Annotated in this window: 19 protein-coding genes, 7 tRNA genes and 1 riboswitch; of the genes, 12 read left to right on the forward strand and 14 right to left on the reverse strand. The window is 33.0% G+C overall.

Translation table 11 applies throughout. The features are described 5' to 3' along the window. Nucleotides 1–3 precede the first annotated feature (3 nt). Nucleotides 4–1080, forward strand: a complete 1077-nt coding sequence (locus HX088_RS00500) for a DUF5074 domain-containing protein (protein WP_286482951.1) — start codon at nucleotides 4–6, stop codon at nucleotides 1078–1080. A gap of 32 nt (nucleotides 1081–1112) precedes the next feature. Here HX088_RS00500 and HX088_RS00505 read toward each other — a convergent pair whose 3' ends face one another. After that, nucleotides 1113–2018 (reverse strand): EamA family transporter, encoded by a 906-nt coding sequence (locus tag HX088_RS00505; RefSeq protein ID WP_286482952.1) that lies wholly within the window; start codon nucleotides 2016–2018, stop codon nucleotides 1113–1115. A 78-nt stretch (nucleotides 2019–2096) separates the two neighbouring features. On the opposite strand from HX088_RS00505, the gene HX088_RS00510 reads away from it, so the two are divergent. After that, a complete protein-coding gene (locus HX088_RS00510) occupies nucleotides 2097–2537 on the forward strand; it encodes a nucleoside deaminase (protein WP_171623044.1) in 441 nt (146 codons plus the stop codon). Here the strand turns inward: HX088_RS00510 and HX088_RS00515 are convergent. Further along, nucleotides 2534–3280: an alpha/beta fold hydrolase gene (locus HX088_RS00515; RefSeq protein WP_260541781.1), complete on the reverse strand. Its 747-nt coding sequence runs from the start codon at nucleotides 3278–3280 to the stop codon at nucleotides 2534–2536. The two genes, HX088_RS00510 and HX088_RS00515, sit on opposite strands and share 4 nt — an antisense overlap. Before the next feature lie 47 nt (nucleotides 3281–3327). On the opposite strand from HX088_RS00515, the gene HX088_RS00520 reads away from it, so the two are divergent. The 3 genes from HX088_RS00520 (at nucleotide 3328) to HX088_RS00530 (ending at nucleotide 5940) form a co-directional block, all read left to right on the forward strand. Next, a complete protein-coding gene (locus HX088_RS00520; RefSeq protein ID WP_260541783.1) occupies nucleotides 3328–3807 on the forward strand; it encodes a hypothetical protein in 480 nt (159 codons plus the stop codon). 27 nt (nucleotides 3808–3834) lie between these two features. Further along, entirely contained in the window at nucleotides 3835–4416 is a 582-nt protein-coding gene (locus HX088_RS00525) for a hypothetical protein (protein WP_284583092.1), read from the forward strand. A gap of 90 nt (nucleotides 4417–4506) precedes the next feature. Further along, the gene (locus tag HX088_RS00530) at nucleotides 4507–5940 is read left to right on the forward strand and encodes a M28 family peptidase (RefSeq protein ID WP_225532418.1); all 1434 of its coding nucleotides are present in this window, start codon (nucleotides 4507–4509) and stop codon (nucleotides 5938–5940) included. A 40-nt stretch (nucleotides 5941–5980) separates the two neighbouring features. Here HX088_RS00530 and tnaA read toward each other — a convergent pair whose 3' ends face one another. Next, complete coding sequence (gene tnaA / locus HX088_RS00535; RefSeq protein ID WP_286482953.1) at nucleotides 5981–7357, reverse strand: tryptophanase TnaA; 1377 nt, start codon at nucleotides 7355–7357, stop codon at nucleotides 5981–5983. Nucleotides 7358–7475: 118 nt separating this feature from the next. After that, entirely contained in the window at nucleotides 7476–7889 is a 414-nt protein-coding gene (locus HX088_RS00540) for an acyl-CoA thioesterase (protein ID WP_171623049.1), read from the reverse strand. Nucleotides 7890–7972: 83 nt separating this feature from the next. Beyond that, nucleotides 7973–8119, reverse strand: a riboswitch (adenosylcobalamin (AdoCbl) riboswitch). A 112-nt stretch (nucleotides 8120–8231) separates the two neighbouring features. Here HX088_RS00540 and HX088_RS00545 point away from each other — a divergent pair. The 5 genes from HX088_RS00545 (at nucleotide 8232) to trxA (ending at nucleotide 11004) form a co-directional block, all read left to right on the forward strand. Next, nucleotides 8232–9395, forward strand: coding sequence for an LOG family protein (locus tag HX088_RS00545; RefSeq protein ID WP_286482954.1), 1164 nt, complete (start codon nucleotides 8232–8234; stop codon nucleotides 9393–9395). A 146-nt stretch (nucleotides 9396–9541) separates the two neighbouring features. Then, nucleotides 9542–9614: transfer RNA gene (locus tag HX088_RS00550), tRNA-Met, on the forward strand. A 6-nt stretch (nucleotides 9615–9620) separates the two neighbouring features. Then, nucleotides 9621–9693, forward strand: a tRNA-Met gene (locus HX088_RS00555). Between the two features lie 83 nt (nucleotides 9694–9776). Beyond that, the gene (locus HX088_RS00560) at nucleotides 9777–10412 is read left to right on the forward strand and encodes a suppressor of fused domain protein (RefSeq protein ID WP_286482955.1); all 636 of its coding nucleotides are present in this window, start codon (nucleotides 9777–9779) and stop codon (nucleotides 10410–10412) included. Between the two features lie 178 nt (nucleotides 10413–10590). Then, a complete protein-coding gene (gene trxA / locus HX088_RS00565) occupies nucleotides 10591–11004 on the forward strand; it encodes a thioredoxin (protein WP_171623888.1) in 414 nt (137 codons plus the stop codon). A 74-nt stretch (nucleotides 11005–11078) separates the two neighbouring features. On the opposite strand, the gene HX088_RS00570 is transcribed toward trxA, so the two are convergent. Then, entirely contained in the window at nucleotides 11079–12506 is a 1428-nt protein-coding gene (locus HX088_RS00570) for an amino acid permease (protein WP_498789314.1), read from the reverse strand. Between the two features lie 147 nt (nucleotides 12507–12653). Here HX088_RS00570 and HX088_RS00575 point away from each other — a divergent pair, with 147 nt between their 5' ends. Then, the gene (locus HX088_RS00575; RefSeq protein ID WP_286482956.1) at nucleotides 12654–13187 is read left to right on the forward strand and encodes a ketopantoate reductase family protein; all 534 of its coding nucleotides are present in this window, start codon (nucleotides 12654–12656) and stop codon (nucleotides 13185–13187) included. A 12-nt stretch (nucleotides 13188–13199) separates the two neighbouring features. After that, the gene (locus HX088_RS00580) at nucleotides 13200–13556 is read left to right on the forward strand and encodes a ketopantoate reductase family protein (RefSeq protein WP_286482957.1); all 357 of its coding nucleotides are present in this window, start codon (nucleotides 13200–13202) and stop codon (nucleotides 13554–13556) included. A gap of 36 nt (nucleotides 13557–13592) precedes the next feature. On the opposite strand, the gene HX088_RS00585 is transcribed toward HX088_RS00580, so the two are convergent. From HX088_RS00585 to trpD, 9 genes are all read right to left on the reverse strand, one after another. Next, nucleotides 13593–13667 (reverse strand) — tRNA-Pro (locus HX088_RS00585). Nucleotides 13668–13691: 24 nt separating this feature from the next. Then, nucleotides 13692–13775: transfer RNA gene (locus HX088_RS00590), tRNA-Ser, on the reverse strand. 22 nt (nucleotides 13776–13797) lie between these two features. Next, a tRNA-Arg gene (locus tag HX088_RS00595) sits at nucleotides 13798–13871 on the reverse strand. Between the two features lie 24 nt (nucleotides 13872–13895). Continuing rightward, nucleotides 13896–13970: transfer RNA gene (locus tag HX088_RS00600), tRNA-Pro, on the reverse strand. Between the two features lie 47 nt (nucleotides 13971–14017). After that, nucleotides 14018–14092 (reverse strand) — tRNA-Pro (locus HX088_RS00605). A gap of 60 nt (nucleotides 14093–14152) precedes the next feature. Further along, nucleotides 14153–15337, reverse strand: a complete 1185-nt coding sequence (gene trpB, locus HX088_RS00610; RefSeq protein WP_286482958.1) for a tryptophan synthase subunit beta — start codon at nucleotides 15335–15337, stop codon at nucleotides 14153–14155. 10 nt (nucleotides 15338–15347) lie between these two features. Beyond that, nucleotides 15348–16019, reverse strand: coding sequence for a phosphoribosylanthranilate isomerase (locus tag HX088_RS00615; protein ID WP_286482959.1), 672 nt, complete (start codon nucleotides 16017–16019; stop codon nucleotides 15348–15350). After that, nucleotides 16016–16801: an indole-3-glycerol phosphate synthase TrpC gene (gene trpC, locus HX088_RS00620; protein ID WP_171623884.1), complete on the reverse strand. Its 786-nt coding sequence runs from the start codon at nucleotides 16799–16801 to the stop codon at nucleotides 16016–16018. The genes HX088_RS00615 and trpC overlap by 4 nt, the downstream gene beginning before the upstream one ends. Beyond that, nucleotides 16798–17784: an anthranilate phosphoribosyltransferase gene (gene trpD / locus HX088_RS00625; RefSeq protein ID WP_225541434.1), complete on the reverse strand. Its 987-nt coding sequence runs from the start codon at nucleotides 17782–17784 to the stop codon at nucleotides 16798–16800. The genes trpC and trpD overlap by 4 nt, the downstream gene beginning before the upstream one ends. Nucleotide 17785 lies beyond the last annotated feature (1 nt).

Genomic DNA, 17785 nt, shown 5'->3' on the forward strand with positions numbered 1-17785 from the left:
ACTATGATAAAATTTAAATCTATTGCGTTTATCGCTTTAGCTGGAGTTTTTTTACAATCGTGTTCAAATGATGATGATGGATCAAGCAACGACCCTGAAAATGGGAACTATTCGAAGGGAGTTTTTGTTTTGAACGAAGGAAATATGAACTCGTCTAATTCGGATATTACTTATTTTGATCCAACTAAAGATGTAAGTACAACAAATCCAATTCAAGATATTTTCAAAACTGCAAATGCAGGGGCTCAATTAGGATCAGTTGGACAAAGTATTTTTTTTAAAGGAAATAAAGCATATATCGTTGTTAATGCATCGAATAAAGTAGAAATTGTTGATCATACAACGTTTAAAAAGGTAAGTACGATTCCTTCTTCTTCAACAATGAACAATCCTCGTTACGTGGTTGCTGATAATGATTTCTTGTATATTTCTAATTGGGGAGATCCAGCTGTTTCTACTGATGATTTTATTGCAAAATATAAGATGAGTGATTTATCTTTTGTTGAAAAATATTCGGTGGATGAAGGTCCAGAAAAGATGATTCTTGAAAATGGAAAATTGTACGTTGCTCAAAAAGGAGGTTGGGGAATTGGTAAAACAGTTTCAATTATTGACCTTAAAACATCAGATAGAAAAACAGTTAATGTTGGAGAAGTTCCGACTGATTTAACGATTCAGAACGGAAATTTATATGTGCTTTCGCAAGGTGTTTCTTGGGGGACACCATCAAAAGGGAAATTAGTTCGATACAATCTTGCAAGTGAAGACAAATTAGAAATGAATTTCCCTGAAGGAGAACATCCAGATTTCTTGGTCGCGAAAAATAATAAATTGTATTATATTTTGAATAATTCTGTTTATTCAATGGCTTTAAATGCAACAAATTTACCAACGAAAGCAGACTATATTACAGGTGCAGATAATGTGTATGGATTTAATGTAGAAGGCGATACGTTCTATATTTTAGATGCAAAAGATTTCAAATCAAGTGGTCGTTTGTTAATTCAGAATGCGCAAGGAGGTCTTAAGCATCCAGCGATTACAACAGGTGTTGGACCAAATTCTGTTTACATCAAATAGTTACTTCTTTATAGTAATAAAAAATCCGAAAGCTAAGCTTCGGATTTTTTTATGTTTTTTAATTTAAAAATTGTTTTCGAATTGAAAACGATAATTGCTAAAAGAATTAGACTATAACCAATCATTTGCATTGGAGCTACAACTTCATTATAATAAAAAATTGCCAAAGCGAAATTCATAATTGGATTCAAGTAAATTAAAATGCCGACCGTAGAGGAATCGATTCCTTTCAAAGCAAAATTATTCAAGAACATAGGAATAATTGTGAATAACACAACAATCATCAGAATGCATTGGTAAAAAATTGTTTCGGTCGGAATAGGTCCTGAAAAAATGAAAACCAACGGCAACATCAAAATTGCAACGATTAATAATTGGGTCATTAAAAGATTGAAACTATCGAAAACATTCAAACTTCGTTGAATAATAATATATAATGCAAAAGTACAAGCTACAATTAAGCTATAAACTAAGTCTAATAAATGACCTATAGAAAGGATTAAGCACGCTAAAAGACTAATTCCAACAGCAATCCATTTTATTTTGGTCAAATGTTCTTTCAGAATGATAAAAGCTAATACGGTGGTTATAATTGGACAAACCAAGTAAGAAAGCGAGGCTGCTTGTACGCTAATATGATTCATCACGATGATAAACATCAACCAATTAGTCATTAAAATTACAGAACCACCAACAATTAAGCTTCCTAATTTTTTTTGTTTCTTTTTGTCAAAAGATTTGAACAAATTCCAGTCAGCTTTCATTTTACTTCGTCTAAAACCAACGTTTATTAGCACTAAAAAGAAAACCGAAACGTATAATCTAAAAAATAGAATATCCAAAGGAGGATAATCCGCAATAGGTTTTAAACCAAAACTAAAAAAGCCCCAAATAAAGTAAGTTATAATGGCTGCGATGATATATTTTGATTGATTCATAATTGGAGTCTTCAATTTGTGCAAATGTATCGAATATCCAAGTTGGAAATGATTAATTTTGCGTTTAAATTTAATCAAATGGAAAATCTTTTTACCGACGAATATTTTATGCGAATAGCCTTTAACGAAGCTGTAACAGCTTTCGAAAGAGACGAAATTCCAGTTGGAGCTGTCATTGTTTGCAACAATAAAATTATAGCAAAAGCACATAATTTAACCGAAACGTTAACCGATGTTACGGCTCATGCCGAAATGCAAGCGATAACTTCTGCAGCGAATTATTTGGGTGGAAAATATTTACAAGATTGTACTTTATACGTTACTTTAGAACCTTGTGTGATGTGTGGTGGCGCTTTGTATTGGAGTCAAATCTCGAAAGTTGTGTATGGTGCTTCTGATGATAAAAGAGGTTTTAAAGCAAAGATTGGAGAGCTACATCCAAAAACTGAAATCGTAGCTGGAGTTATGGAAGATGAATGTAGCCAATTGATGAAAGAGTTTTTTATGCGAAAACGCTAAATTGATTTTAAGAGTGATAAAACTTCTTCATAATTTTCGATAAAAGCCATGTGTCCACCATCTAATTTAGAAAGATGAATAGTTGGTAAATCAGGTATTCGTGTTAGAAATAGTTCAGGATTAACTGTTTCATCATTTAAACCGACCATAATATAAATTTCACCTTTAAAATCGTATAAAATTGAAGAACGATCTGGTCGCTCTCGCATTCCTTTCAAAGCCGCACAAACACCTTCGATAGAGGTTGTTAAAGCTATTTCTTTTACAAATTTTAAATCCTCTCTAAATTTATCTCGATGATGAGCGGCAAATAAAGAGGGCATACTAAAATTAACCAATGTGTTAAAATTTCTTTTCGCTGTATTACATGCTTTCAATCGTTGATTTTTCTTAGCTTCATCATCCGCTAATGTAGAAGAATTAATCAAAACGATATTCTCTGTTCGTTCAGGAAAAAGTTCAGCCAAAGCACAAGTTACATAACCACCCATCGAATGCCCAACAAAAGTTGCTTGTTCAATTTTTAGCTCATCTAAAACAGCAATCACTTCTTCTGCCATTTCTTCCATAGTGTTCACTTCACCAATGTTTTCAGAATTTCCATGACCGGGTAAATCAATTGTAATGATTTGGAAATGTTCTATCAAATCATTTTTTAATCGATTCCATATTTTATGATTTTCTAAAAAACCATGTAAAAAGACAATTGCTTTTCCGTCTCCATTATTTTCGTAAAACAACATAAGTTTGGTTCAGAATTTGTAATTTGTTAAAATACAAATTTACAATAATGAAAAAATATACTCCTATTATCCTCCTATCATTAGCTATTGCTGCTATTGTTTTTTATTGCATGACTAAAAATGAACCTATTAAAGTGGGACAACCTGTCCAGAAAGAAGGGAAAAATAGTTCTTTTGTAAAAGAAATTGCATTAAGAATTCCAGAAATTTCAGATCATTCAGAATTAAAACTTATGAATGGAAAAGGCGATTTTGAGATAGAAAAACATGCAAATGAAAATCAAATATTTAGTTTTCGTAATGATTCTTCTCAATCAGTATTTATTCAAATTATTCCACAAAATAATCAAGCAAATATTCGAATCAACCAAATTATTTCACCTAATAACGAAAGTGATGGACCTTTTGGAAAAGAAATCAATTATGATTTGACAGAAAAAGGTTTGTACCAAATTAGAATTGGAGAAAGTTTAATGCAAGGAGATCCTTTTGAAGGAAATTATACCTTGAAATTGCAGTTAAAATAGTTACTTTTACAACAGAATTTTGCTGTTATGAAATGGAATTTTATTGCTTTTATTGCTTTATTGTGTTTTTATAGTTGTGATGACAAATCTACGCCGACAATTTATCCAAGCAAAATAGGGATTGATTCGGCATACAAGGATTTAGCTAAACAAGATAAACCAATTGTAGAGGATGTGATGAAAGAGGAAGAAAAAACTCTAAAAACCTCTAATAAAATAGTTGAAAAACCGAGCCGAAAAACTATTTCAAATACGGATAAAATTGTTCCGTTAAGTCGCAATAATACAACCGAAGATTTGGTTATTAGTTATGCAAAAGCAAATGCAGAACCTACTAAAGTAGCGGGACAAACGAATACATTTACGTTTAATTCGGATTCAGCCAAAAAAGTTTGGATTAAAGTATCAGCACAAGATTCAATGGCTAATATTCGTATTAATCATATCAAAGGACCTGCAGATTCTATAAAAGGAGGACCTTTCGGAAAAGAAACGATTTTCGAGTTACCTGCACGTGGTGTTTATCAATTTTCTATTTCAGAAAAGCCTACAAATGCAAAACCTTATGCTGGACAGTATAAAGTTGAATTGAAATTATTGTGGAAGTAATGATCTATCTTTCAAAATAAAATAAAAATTTTAGTTAATTTTTATCAATTATTTTCCAAAACATTTTTAAGTTTATGGAAATACTCACACATGAAATCGAAATTATTATTCTCACTTGGCTTAATTACTGCAACTATGAGTTTATCAGCTCAAACGAATGAACAAATTTTAACGTTGATAAATAACGAAGTAAAACAAAATTCGGAGGCTTATCAACAATTAAAAAAAGCAACCGAAACGATTGGGCATCGTGCAACAGGAACAGAAAATGGAAAGAAAGCAGAAGAATATGCTGCAAATTTATTGCGTTCTTATGGTTATGATATTGTTTTTCAGGAATTTACTTTTAATGGGTGGAATCGTAAGAGTTTAGATCTTAAAGTTAATCATCAATCAATCGAAGCGGTTGCGTTAGCACATTCGCCTGCAAAAGTCAAACTTTCTGGTGAATTGATTGATTTGGGAAATGGTTTACAAGACGATTACAAACAAATTGGTGATCAAGTAAAAGGTAAAATTGTTTTCGCTGCACTTGGTTTATTAGAAGGGACACCAAAAGAAGTTGAGAATCTGCATCGCTCCGAAAAAACTGCTTTAGCAGAAAAATATGGAGCAAAAGGAATTATTTTGTTTAATCGTGCTCCAGGAGAAATTTTATTAACAGGTACTGCTTCGGTTACGGGAGAAATTATCAAGATTCCTGCACTTAATATCAGTTTAGAAGCCGGATTGAAAATCAAAGAAAATTTAAAGAAAGGAAAGGAAGTTGCAAAAATAGAAATGAAAAATGATGTTGGACAAATGAAAGGTCGCAACATTATTGCCACGAAAATTGGAACTAAATATCCAGACGAAAAAATTGTTTTAGGAGGTCATTTAGATAGTTGGGATTTAGCTACGGGAGCTATAGATAATGGAGTGGGAAGTTTTTCTGTGATTGATGTAGCAAGAACGTTCAAAAAACTTCAATTGAAAAATGAGCGAACAATAGAGTTTGTTCTATTTATGGGAGAAGAAGTTGGATTGATTGGTTCTAAACATTATGTGAATCAAGCAATGAAAGATGGTTCAATTCATCAAATAAAAGTGATGTCAAATATGGATATGACAACTAATCCAAAATCCTATTATTCGACAATGGAAAGCAGTTTGCCAATTTTATCAGCATATGCGAAAGATGTCCAAAAAGTAATTCCAGATTTTAAATCGAGTACATATGTAAGTATCGGTTTACATTCGGATCATCAGCCTTTTATGTTACAAGGTGTGCCAATTATAGGTTTGTCAGATAGTCAATTTACAAAAGGTGCTTTAGATTGTTACCACGCCAATTGTGATACGTTTGATTATGTAGAAGAAGTTGGCTTAAAAAATAATGTCATTTTAGAAACCTATTTGTTATACCAATTAAGTAATCTTGATCAAATACCTTCTAATCATTGGTCTGAACTTGAAATAAAAGAAGCTTTAATCAAAGGAAATTTAAAAACTCCACTTCGTATTTCAGGCGATTGGAGATGGTAATATCAAAAAAATCCTTCAGAATTTCTGAAGGACTTTTTGTTTATTTCTTTTTTAATTTAACGGTAAAATGTCGTAAGATTTCTGATTCCCACGAAATTTCATAACCTGAATTAATCTCATTTCGGCGATCGAAAATATTCTTCAATGCTACTGCGATATAATCCATGTGACTTTGGAAATAAGTACGCCTTGGAATGGCTAAACGCAACAATTCTAACTTTGGATAACGATTTTCTCTTGTTTCAGGATCACGATCAGCCAAAATAGTTCCAATTTCTACACCTCGAATTCCAGCTTCCTTATACAATTCAATTCCTAAAGTTTGTGCAGGGAATTCTTCGCGCGGGACGTTTGGCAAGAATTTTACAGCATCTACAAAAATAGCATGTCCTCCAATTGGTTGTTGAATCGGAATTCCATATTCGATTAATTTATTTCCTAAATATTCGATCTGTTTGATACGAGATTGTAAGTACGAATATTCTGTTGATTCTTGTAAACCTTGTGCTAAGGCAGCTAAATCGCGTCCAGCTAATCCTCCATAACTTAAATATCCTTCGTATATAATTCCAAAATTTCCACAAATTTTATATAGCTCTTCGTTATTCAGTGCAATAAATCCACCGATATTTACCAAACCATCTTTTTTTGCAGACATCGTCATTCCATCCCCAAAAGAAAACATTTCCAAAACAATTTCTTTAATTGTTTTCTGCTTAAATTCATCTTCTCTTTCTTTGATGAAGTATGCATTTTCAGCAAAACGAGCACCGTCAAAAAAGACAGGAATTTCATACTGATTAGATAGTTCACGTACTTGACGAATGTTCTCCATAGATACAGGTTGACCACCAGAAGAATTACACGTTACCGTGATTAAAGTAAATGGAATTTTTTCTTTGCCATATTCTTTGTAGACATTTTCAAGCTTTTGTAAATCGATATTTCCTTTGAATGGATGAATCAATTCGCTATCAAATGCTTCGTCAATTGTACAATCAATGGCATGTGCTTTTCTAAATTCAATGTGTCCTTTTGTTGTGTCAAAATGTGAATTTCCAGGAACCACATGACCTTCTTTAACAAGTGCCGAAAATAATACATTTTCCGCTGCACGACCTTGATGAGTAGGTAAAAGAAATTTGAAACCTGTAATTGTATTGATTGTTTCTTTTAGTTTCAAGAATGATTGAGAACCTGCGTAACTTTCGTCTCCAGTCATCATCTCAGACCACTGTTTATCCGACATAGCTCCAGTTCCTGAATCGGTTAATAGATCGATAAATACTTTATGGCTTTCAAGATTAAATAGGTTGTAGTCTTTTTCTTCGATCCACTTTTCGCGCTCTTCTGGAGTAGATTGATAAATTTCTTCGACCATTTTTATACGAAATGGTTCGGCAAAAGGTAATTTCATTTTTTTGTGTTTAGTATAAAACTAAGAAACCTTAAGAATATTATCAATTATATAATTAAAAACGAAAAAAAATCCTTTATCTTTTAGACAAAGGATTTTAGCTTTTTATAGTTCGTTGTTAGTCAATAACAGGAACTGGTCTTTTGTTTTCGTTAATAGCAACTAACGTAAATGTTCCAGTAATCGCTTTTTCGCGGCCATCTCTGTACATACTTTCGATGAATATATCAATTTGTACATCCAAACTTGTACGACCAACACGAACAACTTTACCAACCATTTCGACAATAGTTCCGGCAGGAATAGAATGTTTAAAATCAATTTTATCACTACTTACTGTAACAATAGGTTTACGACAAAAACGAGTTGCTGTCATAAAAGCAATTTCATCCATCAGATACATGACTGATCCGCCAAACATGGTGTTGTGATGGTTTGTATCTCCTGGAAAAACAGCTTTGAAAATACGAGTTTCAGAATTGATGATACGTTGTTCGATCAACTCTTCTCTTGGGGTTTTTTCCACTTCCATTATCATAATATTACACGTTACTTTTTCTTAAAATTAATTTTGTGACAATGTTTTTGTGGTGTTTTAATAATTTCATAGAACATAATTTTTGAACCTTTTTCGCGAAAGTTTATTATAAATTAAAATTTCAAAATTGGCATTCTGGCTTATCAAATTTGTTGATTTACAGTTGCGCGACAGCTCGTGAGTTACACACGATTTCCCTATATTTTGAAATGAAACAAGGTGCAAAGATAGATGAGAAAAATGAAATTTTTATATTTATTGGATCGAATTCGTTGGTTTGGAATAATTCGTGTAAATTCATTTTCTCAATTTTTTTAATCATTTTAAAAGAAACCAATGAAAATTAAACCAATAAAAGACTTAGTTCATAATATTAATGAGTGGGAAGAATTAGTTGCTCAAACCAAAGATTTAACAAATAAAGTTATTCAGGATATTAATTTTATTCGTCACGATATCAATTGGGAAGAATATAATTTGTGTAATACTTCTTTCTTGGGATGTAAGTTTAGACAACATCGTGCAATTCATTTAATAGAGCGCGGAGCTTTTATATATCCAAAGTTTGAAGCTGTTCCTTATAATCCTTATCGAGGAAAATTATACACATGGCAAGAGTTGATGGAAGGTTACGATCCAAATAACGACCAAAGTATTGATCTAAAAATCTATAAACATTTCAAAAAACATAAATATAATCCTTCTGTTTCTGAAGCTTTAGCTCAACGTTTACATGACTTATCAATTGATGATGGTTTGCGAAGAATTTTAGAGTATGATGATGAGGGAATGACAAAACGAAAAGTCGTTGGGTTTATGGGCGGACATTCTACAGCGCGCAATTCAGAGTTCTATAATGAGACAGCGAAAGCCGCAAAATTAGCAACATCGAAAGGATATTTTGTAGTTTCTGGGGGAGGTCCAGGGATTATGGAAGCTGCAAATTTAGGAGCTTATATGGCAAATTATTCAGACGAAGATCTAATGAATGCAATTCATATTTTAGCAGATTTAGATTTTGTAGATGAAAATAAAACAGAGTATTTAGCCAAGAATTATATGACAAATGCTAAGAAAGTTTTGGATCTTTACCCAAATGGTGCTGAAAGTTTAGCTATTCCAACTTGGTTTTACGGACACGAGCCAAGTAATTTGTTTGCAACCAATATTGCAAAGTATTTTTCGAATAGTATTCGAGAAGATATGTTGTTAACCATTAGTTTGTTTGGATTGGTTTATGCGCCAGGAAGTGCAGGAACTACTCAAGAAATTTTTCAGGAAGCAGCGCAAAACCATTACGGAACATCAGGGTATTACAGTCCAATGATATTTTTGAGCAAAAAAAGGTATGTAGAAGATACTTCGATTTATTCTGTATTGCATCAATTATCAACAGGAAGACCTTATAAAGACTTATTATTTTTGACAGATTCGTCTGATTTAGCGATTGATTTTATTGAAAAGCATCCACCAATCAAAGTAGATAAAAAAAATAATTAAAATATTTTTAATTATTTTTAAGTAATTAAAGTGTTGTTAGATAAATATTTAAATCTTGTTTTCTTTAGATTTTTCTGAATAAAATAAAATAAATTGGAATAATATTTGGTATTTTAAATAATGAACGTATATTTGCAGTCCAATAACGCGAGATGGAGCAGTAGGTAGCTCGTCGGGCTCATAACCCGAAGGTCACAGGTTCGAGTCCTGTTCTCGCTACTAAATCGCGAGGTGGAGCAGTAGGTAGCTCGTCGGGCTCATAACCCGAAGGTCATCGGTTCGAGTCCGGTCCTCGCTACTACAAAGAGAGTTTCTAACAAGAAACTCTCTTTTTTTATGTCTTAACTTTCCGAATTAATTAGGATAAACTATTTTTGTATCATGAATTTAGAAGAATATAAAAAACAATATAAATCAGATCAGGCTGTTGGTGCGATTGCAATCGAAAATCGTTTAAAAGAAGTCTATGGAACTTTAGAACCAAGATTTTATTCGCCACAAGTAATGTCGTTTCAAGGTGGAGATGATCCAATTGATGGAGTGGCTGTATTTGATGTGAACGGTTATTATCATTTGGTGAGCTATGGAATGTCGCATTTATATTATTCGGAAGAAAGTGTAGGAGCAGAATTTAGTAAATGGGGATTTGAATTTTCGTTTCGTGTAAAACCTGTAAAAGATGACAACGGAGAAGATCCTTTCTGGGTAGTTCAGCTGATGAATAACTTGGGTCGATTTGTCAATGAAACTAAAGTTTGGTTTGATGAATATCAATATTTACCATTAGGAGGTCCTATTCGAACAGATACGGACACGGATATTGTTGGTTTAGCTTTTATAAAAGATGATGATTTAAATGAGATAAACACACCTCACGGTAAAGTGACTTTTTTACAAATGGTTGGTTTAAATTCTGATCAATTGAAAAAGTTAGAAGCGAATTCAACAAAAGAAGAAATAATGTCAGTGCTAACTGAAATAAAGTCAGTTAATCCAAAATTTGTTTGCGAATTGTAACAATTAATTTTCAAAAAGAGCTATTTACGTAAGCTTATTTCTTAAATTTTGTTAAATGTAATAAACAGATTATCAATATATTAAAATTGGTATTTGATTTGATTATACTAAAGCGTTAGTAGTACTAACAGTAGAATAAATTTTTCATAGGTTAGGTTAATAATTAGTAAAGCTAATTATGAGGCACTCTTTCGGGAGTGCTTTTTTTAGAATATTTATAGAAAAAAATATCACAATGTTTAGAAATTTATTCAATCGAAATAAAGAGAAATCAAATAACGAACAAGAATCAAAAACGATGACTTTCGAAGAAATTATTAATTCAGATAAACCCGTTCTTTTAGACTTTTTTGCGACTTGGTGTGGACCTTGTCAAATGATGGGACCTGTGTTGCAGCAAGTAAAAGAGGAATTGGGAGATGATGTCAAAATTCTAAAAGTAGATGTTGATAAATATCAAGATTTAGCGGCACGTTATCAAGTGCAAGGTGTTCCGACTTTTGCTATTTTCAAGAATAGCGAATTGCTTTGGAAAGAAAGTGGTGCGCGACCAAAAGAACAATTGGTTGAGGTGATTAAAAAGTATATTTAAAATAGGTTTGCTTTGCAGCCAAAGTTGATTAAAAAATCCGCTCATTGAGCGGATTTTTTTTGTGTTTATAAATTTTATTTCTTTTTATTTGATTTTACAATTCGATAAGAAATGTATAGAAAGATTAACCATATTGGAATTAATTCTACCGAAATTTTAAGTCCAGTAAACCACATGATGATTAAAATACCAAATAAGAAAATTAAACAAAGGTAATTGCTTATCGGGTACAGAAGCGAAGGGAATAATGTTTTTACGTTTTCTTTATCTTTCTGTTTTCGATATTTAAGGTGTGTTATCGAAATCATAATCCAGTTGATAACTAATGTTGAAACAACTAATGACATTAGAATATGAAAAGCATCTTCTGGAATTACTTTGTTGATGACAATACAAATTGCTGCAAAAATAGAAGATACTGCAATGGCCATCACTGGAACGTGATTTTTATTTAATTTCTTCAAAAATTTTGGCGCATTTCCCTGTTCAGCCAAACCGTATAACATTCTACTATTACTATAAACAGAGCTGTTATAAACTGATAAAGCAGCAGTTAGAACGATAACATTTAGCGCATTAGCGATTAATCTTGAAAAATCAATTGTATGACCAAAAAGATCGAGTTTTAAGTGATTTAAGTTTTGAAAAACCATTACAAATGGACTACTTTTATCTGTAATTGTTTCCCAAGGAGCCAAAGAAAATAAGATAATTAATGCCCCTACATAGAAAATTAAGATTCGATAAATCACTTGATTCGTTGCTTTTGGAATTGTTTTTTCTGGATTTTTAGCTTCTGCAGCTGTGATTCCAATTAATTCCAAGCCTCCAAAAGAGAACATAATTAGAGCCATAGCGGCTAATAATCCGCTGAAACCACCTTCGCTATTCCCAGAGAGCCATCCTTTTGGAAAGAAACCTCCGTTGTTCCAAAGATTTTGAACAGTCGCTTGTTCGCCTCCAGTTCCACTAATTAATAAGTATGCTCCGAAAATAATCATTGCGATAATGGCAACAACTTTAATGATTGAAAACCAAAATTCGGCTTCACCAAACATTTTTACTGAGCCTAAATTCAACGCATTGATAACGATAAAAAAGAATAAACTTGAAGCCCATAAAGGAATTTCGGGCCACCAGAATTGTACATAAATTCCGATTGCTGTCAATTCCGACATACTTACTAAAACGTAAAGAATCCAATAATTCCAACCAGAAGCAAATCCAGCAAATGAACCCCAATATTTATAAGCAAAATGGCTAAAACTTCCAGAAACAGGCTCGTTAACTACCATTTCTCCTAATTGTCGCATGATAAAAAAGGCTATAATTCCAGCGATTGCATATCCTAAAATAACAGATGGTCCAGCAAGAACTGCAGCTGGTCCAATCCCTAAAAACAAACCAGTTCCAATTGCGCCTCCTAAAGCGATTAATTGAATATGTCGGTTTGTAAGACCTCTTTGCAATTCTTTTTCTTCGGTATTTTTTATTTGACTCACGTGTGATGTATTAATTTGTTAAATATATGTAAAAAGTATTTTTAAAAAGAACATTTTAAAGAATTGTCTTGTTTAGATTAATATTCAAATAATCGTTGAATCAGGTTAGTTAAATATATTTTACATTTATCCTCAAATAACAAAAAGATGATATCAATTTATTTTTTAGGACTTGGTGCGTTAGGTTCAAAATATGCAGCAAGTTTTTATGATTATAATTCAGAGAATGTAAAAATAATCGTTAATCAAGATCGTAAAGAAAAATATGAAGCTGAAGGGGTGTTTGTGAATGAAAAAAGATATGATTTTGATTATATCACAGGGATAGAAAATGAAATTTATCCTGATTTTATTTTTGTTGCTGTAAAAAGTAATCAACTAAAAGAGGCGATTGTTGATTTAATACCTTTTGTTGGAGAAAACACATTGATTATTAGTTTGTTGAATGGAATTTCTTCTGAACGAATTTTAGCTGATACCTTTGGTTGGGATAAAGTGATTAATGCTGTAGCGTATATGGATGCTGTGAAAGTTGAAAATCGAGTAACATACGGAAGTATTGGTAAGATTATTTTTGGACATATTGAGAATAAGTTTCAAGAACGTTTACATTCGTTGAGTGAGTATATGAATGGTGCAAATATTCCAAATACGATAACGGATGAAATTCAAGATGCGTAATGGGCGAAGTATTTGGTTAATGTTGTTGCGAATCAATTGACGTTCTTATTAGAGTTCCCGTACGGTGCATTCAAAACAAATCAACATCTTGATAAATTAATGGATTTACTGTCGGAAGAAGTTATTGTAGTAGGAAAAGCACATGGTGTACAGATTGGGGATAAGGAAGTAGATCGAATGAAAGCGACTCTAAAAATAGTCGATGAGCAAGGGAAAACATCAATGTTGCAAGATCGTGAAGCAAAACGATATTCTGAAGTTGATGAATTTTCTGGTGAAATAATTGCCTTAGGAAAACAATATGGAATTTCAACACCTTATAATGAGTTGGTGTACAATATGGTAAAAGCAATTGAGGAAGCGTATTAAAATAAAAAAACCTTTGTAGTTCTACAAAGGTTTTTGTCGGGGTGGCAGGATTCGAACCTGCGACCTCCTGCTCCCAAAGCAGGCGCGATGACCGGGCTACGCTACACCCCGATTTGGTCATCAAATGAAATAAAGCGGAGAGACAGGGACTCGAACCCTGGCATCGGTTACCCGATGACAGATTAGCAATCTGCTCCATTACCGCTCTGGCACCTCTCCTAATTTATTTCAAATAAATTTGTGATCCAGTCAGGATTCGAACCTGAGACCTACTGCTTAGAAGGCAGTTGCTCTATCCAGCTGAGCTACTGGACCGATCCAAAAATTCGTTGAATTTTGTCGGGGTGGCAGGATTCGAACCTGCGACCTCCTGCTCCCAAAGCAGGCGCGATGACCGGGCTACGCTACACCCCGATTCGGTCTTCTTATCGTTAATGAAATCTTTTCGGATGAAAATTTTGTCGGGGTGGCAGGATTCGAACCTGCGACCTCCTGCTCCCAAAGCAGGCGCGATGACCGGGCTACGCTACACCCCGATAGATTTCATTATCGTGGGTGCAAATGTAAGGTGATTTTTGAAAATTAACCAAATATTTTTAAGAATATTTTTCGGAAACTTTCATATAGGTTTCTAAATCCTTGTCCCCTCGACCCGAAAGGTTCAGAACCACAATGTCTTGCGGTTTAAAATTAATTTTCTCTAAAGCCGCTAAAGCATGCGAAGATTCTAAAGCAGGGATGATTCCTTCCTCTTTTGTCAGCATAAAAGCTGCTTTTAAGGCTTCATCATCGGTTGCATTTAAGAATTCTGCGCGACCAGTTTTGAACAAATGCGCATGTAATGGTCCGACTCCAGGATAATCTAATCCAGCAGAAATAGAATAGGGCTCTACAATTTGACCGTCCTTATCTTGCATCAATAACGTACGGCTACCGTGTATAATACCTTCTGTACCTTTGATTGTTGTCGCAGCAGTTTCTCCAGATTCTACACCTAATCCAGCAGCTTCCACAGCAATTAATTTCACCTCTTCGTTATTTAAAAAATGAAAAAAAACTCCAGCAGCATTACTTCCTCCTCCTACACAAGCAATCACATAATCAGGGTTTTCTTTTCCATATTTTTCTTTCATTTGCGCTTTAATCTCTTCTGAAATAATTGCTTGAAATTTCGTAACCATAGCCGGATATGGGTGAGGTCCAACAACAGAACCAATGATATAAAATGTTTCTGGATGATTAATCCAATAACGAATCGCTTCGTTTGTCGCATCTTTCAAAGTTTTACTTCCAGAAGTTGCGGGAATTACTTGTGCACCCAACATTTTCATACGTGCAACATTAGGTGCTTGACGAGCAATGTCTACTTCACCCATAAAAACGATACATTCTAATCCCATCAACGCACAAACCGTTGCCGTTGCAACACCATGCTGTCCCGCTCCTGTTTCGGCAATAATTTTGGTTTTACCCATTCGTTTTGCTAAAAGCGCTTGACCAATCGCATTGTTGATTTTATGTGCTCCTGTGTGATTTAAATCCTCACGTTTCAGTAAGATGTTTGCCTTGTGTTTTTTCGAAAGATTTGGCGCGTAATACAATGGACTTGGACGTCCAACGTAATCTTTTAATAACAAATTAAACTCATCTTTAAATTCTTTTGTATCTGCATAATCTTCTAAAGCTTGTGATAATTCTTCACAATTATGATGCAATAATTCTGGAATAAAAGCTCCTCCAAATTCACCATAAAACCCTCTTTCGTCAACTTCGTATTTCATTTTATTTTTTTTAATTTTGTTCAATTCGTCCATCAATTGTATCGATGAATTGTTTTACTTCGTCAGCTTTTTTAATTCCTGGTGCTGACTCGAAACCACTGTTAATATCAAATCCAATACATCTTGGATGTTGAAAATTTTTCAAAAGTAATGCATCTTCAAGCTCTATTCCTCCACTTAATAAAAAGGGTGTTGATAACTGATAGTTTGTTAACAGTTGCCAATTGAATTTACGTCCTGTTCCACCGTAATCAGAAGATTTTGTGTCGAATACAAAGCTATCAACAACTTGTTGATAAGTGGTTAATTGTTGAAAATCATCTTTTGATTGAATTCCTACAGCTTTCCAAATTTTAAAATCTAAAAAGTTTTCATCTGTTATCAATCGTTGGTGTTTTTGATTAATTAATTTTTCACAAAAATAAGCTGTTTCATCGCCATGTAATTGCACAACATCTAATTGATATTGTTCAACTTTTTCGAGTATATTTTCAATCGAATCATTCACAAAAACGCCAACTTTTTCGGCATTCGGAAAAATGTCAAAAATCGCTTTATCTTTTACAAATCGTTTTGATTTGGGATAGAAAATAAAACCAACATAATCTGGTTCGATTGCAGCAATTTCTTTAAAATTCTCAAGATTATTATTTCCACAAACTTTTACTTGAAATCGTTTCATTTTGATGCTTTTACAAATTGTTCAAATGCTTGAGAAGGATTATCTGCCTTCATAAAATTTTCTCCAATCAAAAAAGCTTGAAAACCTGCTTGTCGCAATTCTTTTACCGTTTCAGGATCCGAAATTCCACTTTCCGCAACTTTAATTAAATTTTGTGGTAATTGTTTTAAAATCTGTTTCGATTTTTGGATATCTACTTCAAAGTTTTTTAGATTACGATTGTTGATTCCAATCAAATCAATAAACTCATTTATTTTTTCCATTTGATCTTCAGAATGTAATTCCAATAATACCTCCAATCCAATTTCCTTTGCTGTTTTCGCTAAATTGTAGACTTCATCTTTTGTTAAACATTCTGCAATCAACAACATCAAATCGGCGCCAATTGCTTTTGTTTCGTACACTTGAAACTCATCAACAATAAAATCCTTTCTTAAAATTGGTATATTCAAGATTTCTTTAGCTTGTTGTAAATCTTCAAAACTTCCACCAAAAAATTGTTCATCCGTCAAAACAGAAACTACTGAAGCGCCAAACTTTTCGTAACCAACGACGACATCTTTTACCAATACATCTTTGTTAATAAACCCTTTTGAAGGTGATTTACGTTTAAATTCGGCAATAATTCCTGATGTTGATTGATCCAAAATTGAAGCTTTTGCAGATAAAATAGGAGAATTAAAATGTTCTGAATTTTTAAAACTATTGATTGATTGAGTTTTCTTTTTTTCTAAAATTTCTTTGCGTTTTTGCGCGACAATTTCATCTAATATCGTTTTCATGGTCTTATTAGTTTTTGGAATACATTCAATGCTTTTTTACTGTCTAAACTTTCGTTCGCAATTGCTACACATTCGATTAAATCTTTGGTTGGATAAATTGTTTTAAGCGCTAAAGCAGCATTTGCTAAAACCACTTCTTTTTGTGCTTGAGTTGAATTACCTTCTAAAACACTTAAAAATATTTTCGAATTTTCTTCGATTGATTTTCCACCTTTTATATCATTTGGCTGAAGAGAATTTAGTCCAAAATCTTTACTTTCTAAAATAAATTCTCCTTCGTTGTTATACACTTTTGTTGGCGAAGTCAATGAAATTTCATCATAACCAGCTAAAGCTGTTGAAATGGAATAATGAACACCCGAATTTTGCATCACATAATGATAAAGTCGAGCTGTTCTGATGTCATATGTTCCTAAATTTTGAAAATCTGGTTGGATAGGGTTTACCAAAGGTCCCATCAAATTGAAGAATGTTTTTACAGCTAATCCTTTTCTGATTGGGGCTACTTTCGCTAAAGCTGGATGAAAAAGAGGTGCATGCAAAAATGTAATTCCAACTTCTTCAAATTCGTGTTTTAACTTATCTTGATTGGTCGAAAATTCGTATCCAAAACTATCCAACATATTCGAAGAACCACTCACAGAAGACGCTCCATAATTTCCTTGTTTGATAATTTTTTCGCCAGCTCCTGCTAAAACAAAACAACTCAATGTCGAAATATTGAACGTGTCTTTTCCGTCTCCACCTGTTCCTACAACATCAATGGCTTGTTTTGGTAAATCAATTTTTACACACAAATCCAGTAAAGCTCGTCGATAACCTTTCAGTTCGTCCAATGTTATATTTCGCATGTTGAAAATAGTTAAGAACGATGCTAATTCTACTTGCGAATATTTTTCTTCAGAAATATCAACCATAATTTGATAGGCTTCTTTTTCTGAAAGTGTATAATTTTCGAATAATAAATTTAATAACTTTCTCATG

Source organism: Empedobacter sp. 225-1, assembly GCF_030328185.1.
Lineage (GTDB): Bacteria > Bacteroidota > Bacteroidia > Flavobacteriales > Weeksellaceae > Empedobacter > Empedobacter stercoris.

Excerpts from the sequence above, each read along its gene's own strand:
- HX088_RS00525 (WP_284583092.1), top strand. The coding sequence starts at position 3,835 with ATGAAATGGAATTTTATTGCTTTTATTGCTTTATTGTGTTTTTATAGT.
- HX088_RS00520 (WP_260541783.1), top strand. The coding sequence starts at position 3,328 with ATGAAAAAATATACTCCTATTATCCTCCTATCATTAGCTATTGCTGCT.
- HX088_RS00505 (WP_286482952.1), bottom strand. The coding sequence starts at position 2,018 with ATGAATCAATCAAAATATATCATCGCAGCCATTATAACTTACTTTATT.
- HX088_RS00615 (WP_286482959.1), bottom strand. The coding sequence starts at position 16,019 with ATGAAACGATTTCAAGTAAAAGTTTGTGGAAATAATAATCTTGAGAAT.
- HX088_RS00560 (WP_286482955.1), top strand. The coding sequence starts at position 9,777 with ATGAATTTAGAAGAATATAAAAAACAATATAAATCAGATCAGGCTGTT.
- HX088_RS00545 (WP_286482954.1), top strand. The coding sequence starts at position 8,232 with ATGAAAATTAAACCAATAAAAGACTTAGTTCATAATATTAATGAGTGG.
- HX088_RS00530 (WP_225532418.1), top strand. The coding sequence starts at position 4,507 with ATGAAATCGAAATTATTATTCTCACTTGGCTTAATTACTGCAACTATG.
- HX088_RS00510 (WP_171623044.1), top strand. The coding sequence starts at position 2,097 with ATGGAAAATCTTTTTACCGACGAATATTTTATGCGAATAGCCTTTAAC.
- trxA (WP_171623888.1), top strand. The coding sequence starts at position 10,591 with ATGAGGCACTCTTTCGGGAGTGCTTTTTTTAGAATATTTATAGAAAAA.
- HX088_RS00540 (WP_171623049.1), bottom strand. The coding sequence starts at position 7,889 with ATGGAAGTGGAAAAAACCCCAAGAGAAGAGTTGATCGAACAACGTATC.
- trpB (WP_286482958.1), bottom strand. The coding sequence starts at position 15,337 with ATGAAATACGAAGTTGACGAAAGAGGGTTTTATGGTGAATTTGGAGGA.
- trpD (WP_225541434.1), bottom strand. The coding sequence starts at position 17,784 with ATGAGAAAGTTATTAAATTTATTATTCGAAAATTATACACTTTCAGAA.
- HX088_RS00515 (WP_260541781.1), bottom strand. The coding sequence starts at position 3,280 with ATGTTGTTTTACGAAAATAATGGAGACGGAAAAGCAATTGTCTTTTTA.
- HX088_RS00575 (WP_286482956.1), top strand. The coding sequence starts at position 12,654 with ATGATATCAATTTATTTTTTAGGACTTGGTGCGTTAGGTTCAAAATAT.
- HX088_RS00500 (WP_286482951.1), top strand. The coding sequence starts at position 4 with ATGATAAAATTTAAATCTATTGCGTTTATCGCTTTAGCTGGAGTTTTT.
- tnaA (WP_286482953.1), bottom strand. The coding sequence starts at position 7,357 with ATGAAATTACCTTTTGCCGAACCATTTCGTATAAAAATGGTCGAAGAA.
- trpC (WP_171623884.1), bottom strand. The coding sequence starts at position 16,801 with ATGAAAACGATATTAGATGAAATTGTCGCGCAAAAACGCAAAGAAATT.